This window comes from Mucilaginibacter agri, from assembly GCF_009928685.1.
Lineage (GTDB): Bacteria > Bacteroidota > Bacteroidia > Sphingobacteriales > Sphingobacteriaceae > Mucilaginibacter > Mucilaginibacter agri.
On record NZ_WWEO01000038.1, the window covers coordinates 156,452 to 169,354 of the forward strand.

At 42.2% G+C, this 12,903-nt stretch carries 11 protein-coding genes; 7 read left to right on the top strand and 4 right to left on the bottom strand.

Annotated elements, in window-relative coordinates; all coding sequences use genetic code 11:
* The first annotated feature begins 7 nt into the window (after positions 1-7).
* From GSY63_RS03995 to GSY63_RS04005, 3 genes are all read left to right on the top strand, one after another.
* Entirely contained in the window at positions 8-1,522 is a 1,515-nt protein-coding gene (locus tag GSY63_RS03995; protein ID WP_166584535.1) for an NADH-quinone oxidoreductase subunit N, read from the top strand.
* 105 nt (positions 1,523-1,627) lie between these two features.
* Entirely contained in the window at positions 1,628-2,941 is a 1,314-nt protein-coding gene (locus tag GSY63_RS04000; RefSeq protein ID WP_166584536.1) for an ammonium transporter, read from the top strand.
* Between the two features lie 424 nt (positions 2,942-3,365).
* Complete coding sequence (locus GSY63_RS04005) at positions 3,366-5,273, top strand: amidophosphoribosyltransferase (protein ID WP_166584537.1); 1,908 nt, start codon at positions 3,366-3,368, stop codon at positions 5,271-5,273.
* A gap of 124 nt (positions 5,274-5,397) precedes the next feature.
* On the opposite strand, the gene GSY63_RS04010 is transcribed toward GSY63_RS04005, so the two are convergent.
* The gene (locus tag GSY63_RS04010; protein WP_166584538.1) at positions 5,398-5,928 is read right to left on the bottom strand and encodes a HEAT repeat domain-containing protein; all 531 of its coding nucleotides are present in this window, start codon (positions 5,926-5,928) and stop codon (positions 5,398-5,400) included.
* Positions 5,929-6,031: 103 nt separating this feature from the next.
* The gene (locus GSY63_RS04015) at positions 6,032-6,691 is read right to left on the bottom strand and encodes a LysE family translocator (protein WP_166584539.1); all 660 of its coding nucleotides are present in this window, start codon (positions 6,689-6,691) and stop codon (positions 6,032-6,034) included.
* Positions 6,692-6,848: 157 nt separating this feature from the next.
* Between GSY63_RS04015 and GSY63_RS04020 the strand changes: the two genes are divergently transcribed.
* From GSY63_RS04020 to GSY63_RS04030, 3 genes are all read left to right on the top strand, one after another.
* On the top strand, positions 6,849-8,480 hold the full coding sequence (locus tag GSY63_RS04020) for a sugar MFS transporter (protein ID WP_166584540.1): 1,632 nt from the start codon (positions 6,849-6,851) through the stop codon (positions 8,478-8,480).
* Positions 8,481-8,672: 192 nt separating this feature from the next.
* A complete protein-coding gene (locus tag GSY63_RS04025; protein ID WP_243749150.1) occupies positions 8,673-10,085 on the top strand; it encodes a sugar MFS transporter in 1,413 nt (470 codons plus the stop codon).
* 87 nt (positions 10,086-10,172) lie between these two features.
* Positions 10,173-10,646: a deoxycytidylate deaminase gene (locus GSY63_RS04030; RefSeq protein WP_166584541.1), complete on the top strand. Its 474-nt coding sequence runs from the start codon at positions 10,173-10,175 to the stop codon at positions 10,644-10,646.
* Here GSY63_RS04030 and cmk read toward each other — a convergent pair.
* Positions 10,627-11,313, bottom strand: coding sequence for a (d)CMP kinase (gene cmk, locus GSY63_RS04035; protein WP_166584542.1), 687 nt, complete (start codon positions 11,311-11,313; stop codon positions 10,627-10,629). The two genes, GSY63_RS04030 and cmk, sit on opposite strands and share 20 nt — an antisense overlap.
* 93 nt (positions 11,314-11,406) lie before the next feature.
* Between cmk and arfB the strand changes: the two genes are divergently transcribed.
* Positions 11,407-11,817, top strand: a complete 411-nt coding sequence (gene arfB / locus GSY63_RS04040) for an alternative ribosome rescue aminoacyl-tRNA hydrolase ArfB (RefSeq protein WP_166584543.1) — start codon at positions 11,407-11,409, stop codon at positions 11,815-11,817.
* Here arfB and GSY63_RS04045 read toward each other — a convergent pair.
* Complete coding sequence (locus tag GSY63_RS04045; protein ID WP_166584544.1) at positions 11,814-12,827, bottom strand: lipid A deacylase LpxR family protein; 1,014 nt, start codon at positions 12,825-12,827, stop codon at positions 11,814-11,816. The two genes, arfB and GSY63_RS04045, sit on opposite strands and share 4 nt — an antisense overlap.
* Positions 12,828-12,903 lie beyond the last annotated feature (76 nt).

Sequence of the window (12,903 nt, forward strand, 5' to 3'; positions counted from 1 at the left end):
AGAAATAATGAACGATCTGTTACCATCTCTATCCTTACAGTTGAGCAATACTATAGGTAGTCTTCCATATTTTAATCCGGAGATTTACCTGGCTGTGCTTTTCTTATTGGTGCTGGTAACAGATCTTATTTTTGGTCGTCAGTCTGCCTGGATCTGCCGCACTATTGCGATAGCCGGCTTATTTATTGTACTGTTTAAAGATCTGCAACAAATAGGCTTATTACTGCAACATGCAGATGGTTCGGTGTTTTTGTTTAATAACATGTTACTGCTGCACAAGCTGGCAGTATCGTTTAAGTTGATCATCGACTTTTTTGCCATCATCCTCATTGTTTACTTCGGGCTTGATAAACGTTTGAAAGAACACCAAAAGGGCTTATCGGATTTATATACCATTGTAGTGGCATCTGTATTGGGCCTGCATTTAATGGTGATGTCGGTAAACCTGTTGGCGGTTTATCTGGCTATAGAGATGGTTTCGTTGGCATCGTACCTGTTGGCCGCCTATCGTTCTGAAAATGGTTTCAGTGCCGAAGCTGGTTTAAAATATGTGTTGTTTGGCGCGGTAGCGTCGGCTATAATGCTATATGGTATATCGCTTTTATATAGCCTTACCGGTACTTTGGGTTATTTTGATGCCAATTTGGTGCCGGGACTTATTGCTGCTAATCCGGCTATAGTGTCTGTAGCAATTATCCTTACACTGGTCGGCATAGGCTTCAAATTATCTTTTATACCGATGCACTTTTGGGTGCCAGATGTTTATCAGGGAGCGCCAACGCCCGTTACGGCTTATTTATCTACACTGCCTAAGATTGCTGGCTTTGCTTTATTGATTAATCTACTTACACCATTTGTATTTAATACGCATTGGGTAGCTTTTGACTTTAGGTTGTTTTTGTCTGTTATAGGAATTATTACCATGATAGCGGGGAATTTTGCAGCCGTATGGCAGAAGAATATTAAACGCATACTGGCTTATTCAAGCATTGGGCATACCGGTTTTGCGCTGATGGCTGTAGCTACTTTTTCGCAGCAGGGGGTATCTGCTTTGACATTTTATTTGGCGGTATACGTGTTCGCCAACATCGGCGCGCTTATGTTGGCTTCTTATTTTGCAGATTTAACAGGTGCCGAGGATCTGGATGCCTATCGCGGATTGGGCTTAAAATATCCATTAGCTAGTGTAAGCTTTGTAATGATCCTTATCTCTTTAACCGGCTTACCTGTAAGTGCGGGTTTTAACGGTAAATTATTAGTGTTCTCTTCCGTGTATTCGGTTTATCAGCAAAATCATAATATTTGGTTGCTTTTGCTTATGGTTACAGGAGCTTTAACAACCGTGGTGTCGTTATTTTACTATATTAAGATTCCATTATACCTGTTTTTAAAGAAACCGGCGGCAGAAACTGAGGTTGCAGAAACTTCATCTGCAAATTGGCTGCTTATTATTTCTTTCGTTTTGGCGCTTGTGGTGCTTTTGTTCGGAATATTCCCCACTTATTTAGTAGGCTTATTGTAAATTGAGGCTGTTAAGGCTATTTATTTTATAATTTTTATAAAATAAGTGCGGAAAACATTAATTATTTGTATTTTCAGCCATTCTAAGTCTGCATAATACAGTTAAATGAAACGTTTCCTCCCTTTCTCTTTGATCATTGTAGTTCTTATACTCACATTCGTTCATCCATCTATCGATATTAAACCTGCTGCCCCAGGCGAAGTACCACACTTTGATACAGGCGACATTGCCTGGATGCTGGTATCAACCGCATTGGTATTGATCATGACCCCCGGGCTGGCCTTCTTTTACGGCGGTATGGTGAACAAAAAGAATGTGATCTCCACTATGTTGCAGAGTTTGATCTGTATGGTTATTGTAACCGTAATGTGGGTGGTATTTGGTTTCAGTTTAGCTTTTGGCGATGATGTTAACGGTATAATTGGTAACCCCGGCACCTATTTTATGATGAAGGGTATGCTTGGCGACGCGGTATGGCCTGCTGCCAAAACCTTCCCGCTGTTGTTGTTTGCCATGTACCAGTTAAAGTTTGCCATTATAACCCCGGCGCTTATTACGGGCGCATTCGCAGAGCGGATCCGTTTTAACTCTTACCTCATATTTGTGGTGTTATTTGCCATATTTATATACTCCCCGCTGGCACATTGCACCTGGCACCCAGATGGTTTCCTGTCTAAATTGGGTGTGCTGGATTTTGCAGGTGGTACGGTAGTGCATATGTCGGCTGGATGGGCTGCATTGGCATCGGCTTTGTTTTTAAAGCGTAGGGCAGAGGCTAACCACTCGCCGGCGCGAATTACCTATGTAATTATCGGTACCGGTTTATTATGGTTCGGCTGGTTTGGTTTTAACGCAGGCTCGGCTTTAGGTGCATCGGCACTGGCTGCAAACGCGTTGGCTACTACTACATCAGCGGCTTCGGCAGCGGGCTTAACCTGGGTGTTTTTTGATATGTTCCGCAAACGTAAGCCTTCGGCTATGGGCACTTGTATCGGTGCTGTGGTTGGGTTGGTTGCCATTACACCGGCGGCTGGCTTTGTATCCGTACCGCATTCATTGGCTATCGGTATTATTGCCGCCATAGTAAGTAATTTAGTGGTAGAGTGGCGTACGCGTACCAGTATTGATGACACTTTGGATGTATTCCCTTGTCACGGTGTTGGCGGTTTGGTGGGTATGTTGCTTACCGGTGTGTTTGCCCATCATAACGTAAACCCGGCGGTTACATCAAACGGCTTGTTTTTTGGTGAAACACACTTATTTTTGGTGCAATCTGCGGCATTGATAGGAGTTTCTATCTTTGCTTTTTTTGGTTCGTTATTATTGCTGAAAATTACCGATATTATATCGCCATTAAGAGTGTCTGTAGATGAAGAAGCTGTGGGGCTGGATATCAGTCAGCACGGCGAAAAATTATAAGATAGCCTTTCCTTTAATTATTTAATACATGTTCCGAGAACCCGGTTTTGCGAAGGCCGGGTTTTTTTGTGCATACCCCCTGACCCCCTAAAGGGGAAGTTTGAGTCGGGAGACAAAACTCACAACATGCTCAAACAAAATAACAGAAGTTCCTAAACCCGATTGAAGTGGAAAACCCGGAGCCGCCGGCAGGCGGTGAGGATTTGCAGCGGAAAGCGGGAAGATAGTTTGATAGTAGCACTGGCTTTGCTTTTCGAATCTACTTATAGCGCTAACCCTAAGTTGAATAAGATTCTTCGCTATCGTTCTGAATGACAAAGTTCTGTAATCGTTAAATCTGCGTTAATTTAAAATGCTTTTAAATGACAAATTAGCGGTAGCAACATCATTTTAAAATGATACCTTTGCAGTCTCATTCCCAACCATGAGCGATCAGATAAAACACGAATGCGGCGTTGCTTTTATTCGCCTATTAAAGCCTCTCTCTTACTATCAGAAGAAATACGGAACCGCGCTTTACGGTTTAAACAAGCTGTATCTTTTAATGGAAAAACAACACAATCGTGGCCAGGATGGCGCAGGTGTTGCTACTATTAAATTAGATATCGAGCCTGGTAAACGTTACATAAGCAGGCACCGTTCTATGGCACAAAATGCCGTGGCAGACATTTTTGAGTACATCATGAAAAAGTTTGCCGAGGTAGAGAAGGAGCACCCTGAAAAAATGAAGGATGCCGTTTGGCTTAAAGAAAACATGAGCTTTACCGGCGAAGTACTACTGGGCCATTTGCGCTACGGTACTCACGGTAAAAACAGTATCGAAAACTGTCACCCTTTTCTTCGTCAAAATAACTGGATGACCCGTAACCTGGTAATTGCCGGTAACTTTAACATGACCAATGTTGACGAGTTATTACAGCAATTATACGATCTGGGCCAACATCCTAAAGAGAAAGCCGATACCGTAACTGTACTGGAAAAAATCGGTCACTTTATGGATACCGAGGTACAAGGCTTGTTCGATCAGTTTAAGCGCGAGGGTAACGACGATAATATTGCCATTACCAAAATGATTGCCGACAACATGGACCTTGCTAAGATCCTTAAAAAATCGGCTAAGAACTGGGACGGTGGATATACCATTGCAGGTATACTAGGCCATGGCGATGCATTTGTAATGCGCGACCCGGCTGGTATCCGCCCTGCTTACTACTACTATAACGATGAGTTTGTGGTTGCTACCTCAGAGCGACCAGCTATTCAAACTGCCTTCAATATTCCTTTCGAGGAGATCAAAGAAATTCAACCGGGGCACGCCTTGATCGTTAAGAAAAACGGTCATGTTTCGGAAGAACAGTTTAGCGAACCTACGGTAAAGAAATCTTGCTCTTTCGAGCGTATCTATTTCTCTCGTGGTAGTGATGCTGCTATTTACCGCGAACGTAAGCAATTAGGTAGATTACTTTGTCCGCAGATATTGGACGCTGTTGACAACGACATTAAAAACACAGTGTTCTCTTACATTCCTAACACTGCCGAGATTGCCTTTTATGGTATGGTAGAAGGGGTGAACAAATACGTGAAGAACTATCAGCGCGAACGCCTGCTAAACCGTGAGGACAAGATAACCGACGACGAGTTGAGCGAGGTATTAGCCCTGGCACCACGTGTTGAGAAAATTGCCATCAAAGACGTTAAACTGCGCACTTTTATTACCCAGGATGCAGACCGTACCGAAATGGTTGCCCACGTTTATGATACCACCTACGGATTAATCAAAAACTCTACCGACTCGTTGGTTGTGCTGGACGACTCGATTGTACGCGGTACCACACTGAAACAAAGTATCCTTAAAATATTAGACAGGTTAGGCCCTAAGAAGATCATTGTGGTATCATCCGCCCCGCAGATCCGTTACCCGGATTGTTATGGTATCGACATGTCGCGCATGGGTGAGTTTGTAGCCTTTGAAGCAGCTGTTAGCTTGTTGAAAGAGACAGGCCGCGAAAACGTGATATTGGATGTGTACCAAAAATGCGTTGCCGCTAAAGGCACACCTGCAGAGAAAGCTGAGAACTTTGTAAAAGCCATTTATGAGCCATTTACAGATCAGGAAATATCTGACCGTATTGCAAAGATCATTACACCTAAAGGTACTAAAGCCGAAATTAAGGTGATCTATCAAACACTTGATAACCTACATGTCGCTTGTCCAGAGCATTTAGGCGACTGGTATTTTTCTGGTGATTATCCAACCCCAGGTGGTAACAAAGTGGTTAACCGCGCCTTTGTTAACTGGATGGAAGGTAAAAACCAAAGAGCTTATATGTAATCAGAAATAAGTTTATAAGTTGATTGGGTTGAATTGTTGATTGAGTTTTCAAGCAATGGTTCAACCCAATTTTGTTTGGTATTGTTTAGGTTTTAAACTAAGTGGCCTGAATCGTTGTCAACGATTATTTATCCAAATAGTATAAATAAGAACTAACCAAGTCGTGTATATTCTCTTTGTAATTGTCGTAATATGGGCATAAGTCTGGATTAGCTTGTATTTCATTCCATTTATTTTGTATCATGCGCAAATCGGCTTTCCTAAACTCGAATGTCTGCTCTTCAAGTATGGCAGTCGCTTCTACCTTTACTTCGTAAGTTCCATAAAATAAGAGATCAAAGATCTCACTAAATTTACTTGAGCAATCTAATCCTCCTAATGCGAATACTAGCGTACCGTTACTATTTGTATTTTCTGGTTTTGTAATAGCTTGAAATAAAGGTTCTAACGCCCTGCTGTCGGCCAAATCATGTAAGCCCAAAGCTGATAGACTTCGCAATGCTGGCTTCGTGCTGTCTAATAGCGTAATCAGATAATCAACCGCTATTTCTTTATCTAATTCGATTAAGCGATTAACAGCGCTAAGCGCGTGTGGATCGTTCGATTCTATTTTTGATTTAAGTGTGACTATCTCGTTATCTTTATCTATTGGCATGGATTATCTGCTAAGTAGTAAATCAAAGATCTCAATTTTGGGGTGAACTTTTGGATATATAGAACCTAATCAACCACTTAACTCAATCAACCAATCACCAAACTCAGTCTGTAGTCGGGATAGGAGAGAAGACGATATGCGTTACCAGCTTGTCTAAAATTACAAAAGCCGCAATAATAAGGGCAACACCGGCTACGTAGTTTAGGCGGTGTACAAATTTTACAGAGATCCTGTCGCGCAGTTTGTTGGCATAGAAGGCCTTTACCGTGTCCATGCCAAATTGCACGGCAAGAATGGTGGCAAACATAATGGCAATCTTTAACTGCCTGTGATGTACACCAATGTGGTACATGGTGCTGGCTGTACCGATAACGGTAATCCAATGGAAAAGTAAGCTTGGGTTGAAGATGCACATCAAAAACCCTTTAAGAAAGTAGCCCGCGCGGTTTACACTTGCAGGTGTGTGTGTGTTGTAATCAACCTCGGCTTTTTTAAGCAGGTAATAAACGCCAATAGTAAATAATATAGCACATCCAATTACCCCTAGCCATACCTTAACGTTAGGAGGGACATCGAAAAATTGCGAACCAAATATAATAGCGCCCACAAATACAACATCGCTGGATACCACGCCAAGAGCTAAGGCAACCCCTGCGTGAAAGCCTTTCTCGATACTCGTTTTAATCAGAGCGAAAAATACCGGGCCGGTTAAGAAGGTCAATACCAGCCCTATACCTATGCCCGAAAATATAGCTTCTATCATTAATACAATTTAGTGTGCATTACAGCGGGGTAAAGCAATGCAATTTTAGGCATTTAACAAAGAAAGTAGCTAATTGTATTTATTTATTTTTTCAAAGTGTGTTCGTATTAAAAAAAAACTTTATGTTAGTGCCTCAAAACCCAATTATATTACATTGATGGAACAAAACAACGCTAACAGTAACCGATCGGCATTATACTCTCTAATAACGGTTTGGTTTTTCTGGGGCTTTTCGGCAGCATCAAACGGAGTGTTCATTCCTTTTTGCAAAGCTCACTTTCACTTAACACAGTTCGAATCACAATTAATTGACTTTACCTTTTACGGAGGTTATTTTATTGGCTCGTTAGTGTTGTATTTTGCATCGCAAGCTAGTAAAGTTGATATCCTGAACAAGATTGGATATAAAAATGCGATTGTTTTAGGTTTAGTAATCTCTACAGTAGGTGCATTATTGATGGTTCCTGCCATCAATGCAGGCGTATTCGGGTTTATCTTAGGTGCGTTTTTCATCATCGCAATTGGTTTTGCATTACAACAAACTGCCGTTAATCCATTTATTGTGGCTTTAGGCCCGCCAGAAACAGGTTCAACCCGCTTAAATCTGGCAGGTGGTGTAAACAACTTTGGTAGTATTTTAGGCCCGGTGGTTGTAAGCTTCCTGTTATTTGGTTCGGCAAGCAGCAACAGTAACGCAGTAGTATCTATATCATCTGTAAACAACCTGTATTATATATTGGCAGCTTTGTTCCTGGCGTTGGCGATCTTCTTTTGGGTAACTAAATTGCCTAAAGTAACCAGCGATGAGAAAATCGAAGCGAGTACAAAAGCTAACTTCCCGTTGTTTATCATTTTTATCGCTTTCTGTTTAATATTGGCGGCTACGCCTTTAAGCAATGCAACCGGCTTATCAGCGGCCTATTATGTATATGGTTCGTTGTTCGCAATCCTGGTTACGCTTGCGGTTTCATCTTCTACAGCAACCAAACAAAAAGAAGGCTGGGGTGCTATGAGATATCCTCAACTTATTTTGGGTATGCTCGCTATCTTTACTTACGTAGGTACAGAGGTTACTATTCAAAGTAACTTTGGCGCTTTGTTAGAAACTAAAGCATTTGGCAGCATTTCTGGTAAAGATATTGCACCATACATCTCATTATATTGGGGGAGCTTGATGATAGGCCGTTGGACTGGTGCCATCGGTGTATTCAACCTTTCGAAGAGTTCACGTATGATAATGACGATATTAGTTCCTTTTATAGCTTTTGCCGTAGTACTTGGAGCTAATGCGATTAGCCATGCAGATATTGCAAAACTTGCTCCTTACGGTATTTGCGTAGTATTTTTAATTGTGGGTTTCCTATTAGGTAAAGAAAAGCCTATCCGTACACTGAGCATATTTGGTTTAATGGGGGCAGCATTTATGCTAATCGGAATGCTTACCAGCGGTATTGTTGCTACTTACGCCTTCATCAGCGGTGGCTTATGCTGCTCAATTATGTGGCCTTCAATTTTCGCGTTATCATTAGCTGGTTTAGGCAAATACACTAGCCAGGGTTCGTCATTACTGATCATGATGATCTTGGGTGGTTCTATCATCCCTCCGGTGCAAGGTATCCTGGCCGATGGTAGTGGTAACCTGATCTCTGGCATGAGTGGTATTCACTTCTCATACATTATCCCGTTAATTGGTTTTGCTTACCTGGCGTTCTTCGCATGGAAAGCCGGAGCCGCGCTTCGTAAACAAGGTATCGATATTGATCATATCGAAGCTGGGGCAGGACACTAATTTTAGGGTATTTAGTCAACAGTCATTGTGCATTGGTTACTCAAATGTGTAAATGACCAGTGACAAATGACCAATGACTAAACGTAGTCTCAAACATATTTTATAACTTGGCCGACCTGTAATATGCAACAATTGCATACTACAGGTCGGCTTCGTTTTTAACACAAAATAATATATAATTACACCATCGATATGAGTGCTGCTAGCTCTAAAAGCAAAAGTTATGCTTTACCCCTAATTACCCTGACATCGCTTTTTTTTATGTGGGGATTTATTACCTGTATGAATGACGTGTTGATACCGCATCTTAAAAACCTGTTTCAGTTGAGCTATTTGCAGGCAATGCTGGTGCAGTTTTGCTTTTTCGGGGCGTACTTTATTGGGTCACTTATTTACTTCATCATTTCCTATTATAAAGGCGATCCTATCAATAAAATAGGCTATAAAAGCGGTATTCTGTTAGGTTTGGTAGTATCGGCTATAGGTTGTGCCTTGTTTTACCCAGCTGCATCATACGCAACTTATGGCCTGTTTTTAGGCGCATTGTTTGTGCTTGGGTTAGGTTTTACATTATTGCAGATATCGGCAAATGCCTACGTATCATTACTAGGCCCGGAGGAGAGCGCTTCGAGCCGATTGAACCTTACACAAGCATTTAATGCATTGGGTACCACAATAGCCCCGGTTTTAGGAGGGTACCTAATCCTGGAGTTCTTTGCTACCAATGGCGTTGTTACGGCAGAGTCGACCAAGATTCCTTATCTCGTTTTTGCAGGATTATTTATACTGCTTGGCGTTATCATTTATTTTGTAAAATTACCCGAATTTACTTCCGAAGCGATTGAAAGCAAAGGTTTAGGTGCGCTGAAATTCACTAATCTTAAATTAGGTGTTTTAGGTATTTTCTTTTACGTAGGTGGTGAGGTTGCTATCGGTAGTTTTATCGTTAGCTTTTTAAAGCAACACGATATTGCCGGTTTTACCGAGGCCGTAAGCAAAAACTACCTGGCACTATACTGGGGCGGCGCCATGATCGGGCGTTTCTTAGGTGCTATCTCTTTAAACAAGGGCATTGGTGCCGGTAAAAAAGCAATTTATATGCTTCTGACTGCGGCCGCGGTGTTTGGTGTGATCCTGTCTATTGTTGATCTTACATTTGCCCAGATCAGCTACTTCCTGATATTTATTGTATTGAACCTGTTGGCCTTTATGGTGGGTAAATCATCGCCGGGCCGTACGCTTGCTTTGTTTGCGGGTGTCAATGTTATTTTATTGCTGATCACCATTTTTACCGGCGGCCATTTAGCAATGTGGACTATCCTGGCTATCGGCTTATTTAACTCGATCATGTACTCTAATATTTATACGCTGGCCATTGCTGGCTTGGGTAAATATACCAGTCAGGGTTCGTCGTTATTGGTAATGGCTATTTTAGGGGGCGCGGTTATTCCGGTTATCCAGGGTGCTGTTGCCGACTTTGCGGGTATCCAGAAAGCCTTGTTCCTGCCGGCATTGTGCTATGTATATATCGTTTACTTCGGCTACTATTGCTGGAAGCATTTAAGCCACATCGAATTAGACGCACCGGCTAAGGGCGGGCATTAATTAATTTAGATCATAGTTGATGGTTCATAGATCATAGCCTGAACGGCGCTGTTATGAACCATCAACCATGAACTATGAACTAACAACATGAAACCAAGTTTCGACCTCATATTTATGAACCTGGCGACCGATCTGGCTAAACGCAGTCATTGTGTTAAGGCACAGGTTGGGGCTGTGTTAACTAAAGACTCGCGCATTATATCGATAGGATATAACGGCCCGCCGGCGGGTACGCATAATTGCGATATAGAATGGCCTGATACAGGCTGCCCACGCGACTCTAAGGGTAGCTGTTCACTTGCACTCCATGCCGAGGAGAACGCTATCTTATACGCCATGAAAAATGGTGCAGGGTTGGAAGGATCAACGATGTATACCACACTGTCGCCATGTTTGCCATGTGCGCGGCTGATCTTTTCGGCAGGGATTAAACAGGTTTATTTTCGCCACTCGTATGCCGAATATAAAGGACTTGCGAGTGACGAAGGTGTTGATTTTTTAAACCGGTTTGGGGTTAAAGCAGCTAAGTTTGAAGAGCCGCTTATTGACGTTTCGCTTTAAGTAAGGGCTCAACCCTGTCTAACGCAAATTGTAATTGTTCTTCTGGCGTAAGGTTAGTATTATCCAGAATGATAGCATCCTCGGCACGCACCAAAGGGCTTTCTTTACGTGTGGTGTCAGAGTAATCGCGGTGGGCAATGTTTTCAAATACTTCTTCGAGGGTAATATCTGGATTAGTTGGCTGCAATTCTTTAAAGCGACGTTCTGCACGTACTTTAGGGTCGGCGGTCATAAACAACTTCAATGGAGCGTTGGGGAATACAGCAGTGCCAATATCGCGTCCATCCATCACAATATTCTTTGATTTGCCCATGCGCTGCTGCTGCTTTACCATCTCTGTCCTCACGGCTTTAATAGCCGAAACAGGGCTTACATTGTTTGATACTGGCATTAAACGGATCTCGTCGGATACCTCTTCATCATTCAATAAAATATGAGTTTGATAATCCCGCGAGTGGAAGTTTAAATGGATATCGGGCAATACGGCTTCTACCGCTTTTTCATCGGTAATGTCGATGTTGTTGCGCAATAAATAAAGGGTTACTGCACGGTACATCGCGCCGCTATCAACATATATAAAGTGAAGTTTTTTGGCTAAGGCCTTGGCTAATGTGCTTTTTCCGCATGATGAATATCCATCAATAGCCACTACAATATTAGTACTCATTCGAGGGGCTAAATTACGAATATCTTTTTAGGATTACACCGATGGGAATTCTTTCCACGATCCCTGAAGTCAAAAATATAATTAGTTTTGGGTATGAATATAAGTAAGGCCGATATACAACGCGAGGTTTCTTTTAAGGCCTCACGCAGCGGCGGTAAGGGTGGGCAAAATGTAAACAAGGTATCAACCAAGGTCGAACTCAACTTTGATATAGATGCCTCGCAGTTGTTCACCGATGAAGAAAAGTTGATCCTGCATACCAAATTCGACTCGCGCTTAAACAAAGACGGATACATACAAGTAATATGCGATGAAGAACGCAGCCAATACTTAAACCGCGAAAAAGCGCTCGAAAAGCTACATGCCCTAATGGTGAAGGCTTTTGAAAAAACCAAACCACGCAAAGCCACTAAGGTAAGCAGGGCTGCAAAAGCTGCACGCTTAGATCAAAAGAAACTGCACGCAGGTAAAAAGGAAAATCGCCGTAAAAATTTCGACTACTAATTGAAGTGATACATTACCGTTAAGGATCCCCATTGGTGAGATCTCAGCATCTCTTTGGTATCTTTGGTATGGAAAGTAGCCGAAAGGTCAACAGTCCACCTGTCGCCGCTATTCCATGCTCCGCCTATCTGGTTGCTCACAATCAATCGTTCCGGAGTGCCCGTTACTTCTGCCATGCTTAAAACAGTTGGGTCTTCATTTGGGTTAGTAAATTTACCCGGTACCTGGCCCGATTTACTTTGTATAGTGGCGTCGTAACCAACGATATTAACCATGGGCTTATAGTAAAAGAATAATTCTTCATCGTTAGCTTTAACACCATTACGGTTCATCACCGTACTCTGAGTACTTACCGAGTTAAATAACTTATTAGTACGCCCCAAACGGAATAAAGGGCCAAAGCCTGCACCGGTAAATGCGTTACCCAGATTTGCATAAGAGCTAAAGTTAATATCAAATATCTCCTCTCTCAGGAGCATTTTATTATACTCGCCGGTTAAGGTGAACTTTAAGCCGCCTTTAACCTCATGGTCCCAGCCAAATGGGGGATAAAATCCGAATGTGTTATGAATAAACTTTTGCACCGGTTCGCCTTGCGCTTTTGAGCCTGTAAAACCAATTTGCGCACCTAGCTTTAAATTGCTTTGCTTTTTATAGAGCAGGTTGTAGGTAGCGCCTACATATAAATATGCTGCAAAAGGGCGGTCGATATTCCTTACGTCATCATAGGGGATATCAGGGTTTGAGCTTTGGATATTTCCCGATTGCGGGTTATACATCTTTTGTCCAAATTCTAACCCAAACACTTTATTGGCCAACTTGCCGCCTTCGTCAAAAGGCATGCCTTGGCGATAATAAACAAAAATACCGTTGGTATAGTAACGATCAGACCCCTGGCCTAAATATGCATCATTGTCTGATTGTATCCCAATCTCCTGCGAGCGGTATTGAGCTTTGATATGTAAAGAACAAAATATCAGTAAAATTGCGGCGGGTATAATTCTTTTCATTTAGTCAGGGGACATTTCTTAACTCAGCTAAAATATAAAAAGCCCCGAAATTTCGGGGCTTCTATAAATATTTAAT

Coding starts and splice junctions, on each gene's coding strand:
- GSY63_RS03995 (WP_166584535.1), top strand. CDS start 8: ATGAACGATCTGTTACCATCTCTATCCTTACAGTTGAGCAATACTATA.
- GSY63_RS04000 (WP_166584536.1), top strand. CDS start 1,628: ATGAAACGTTTCCTCCCTTTCTCTTTGATCATTGTAGTTCTTATACTC.
- GSY63_RS04005 (WP_166584537.1), top strand. CDS start 3,366: ATGAGCGATCAGATAAAACACGAATGCGGCGTTGCTTTTATTCGCCTA.
- GSY63_RS04010 (WP_166584538.1), bottom strand. CDS start 5,928: ATGCCAATAGATAAAGATAACGAGATAGTCACACTTAAATCAAAAATA.
- GSY63_RS04015 (WP_166584539.1), bottom strand. CDS start 6,691: ATGATAGAAGCTATATTTTCGGGCATAGGTATAGGGCTGGTATTGACC.
- GSY63_RS04020 (WP_166584540.1), top strand. CDS start 6,849: ATGGAACAAAACAACGCTAACAGTAACCGATCGGCATTATACTCTCTA.
- GSY63_RS04025 (WP_243749150.1), top strand. CDS start 8,673: ATGAGTGCTGCTAGCTCTAAAAGCAAAAGTTATGCTTTACCCCTAATT.
- GSY63_RS04030 (WP_166584541.1), top strand. CDS start 10,173: ATGAAACCAAGTTTCGACCTCATATTTATGAACCTGGCGACCGATCTG.
- cmk (WP_166584542.1), bottom strand. CDS start 11,313: ATGAGTACTAATATTGTAGTGGCTATTGATGGATATTCATCATGCGGA.
- arfB (WP_166584543.1), top strand. CDS start 11,407: ATGAATATAAGTAAGGCCGATATACAACGCGAGGTTTCTTTTAAGGCC.
- GSY63_RS04045 (WP_166584544.1), bottom strand. CDS start 12,827: ATGAAAAGAATTATACCCGCCGCAATTTTACTGATATTTTGTTCTTTA.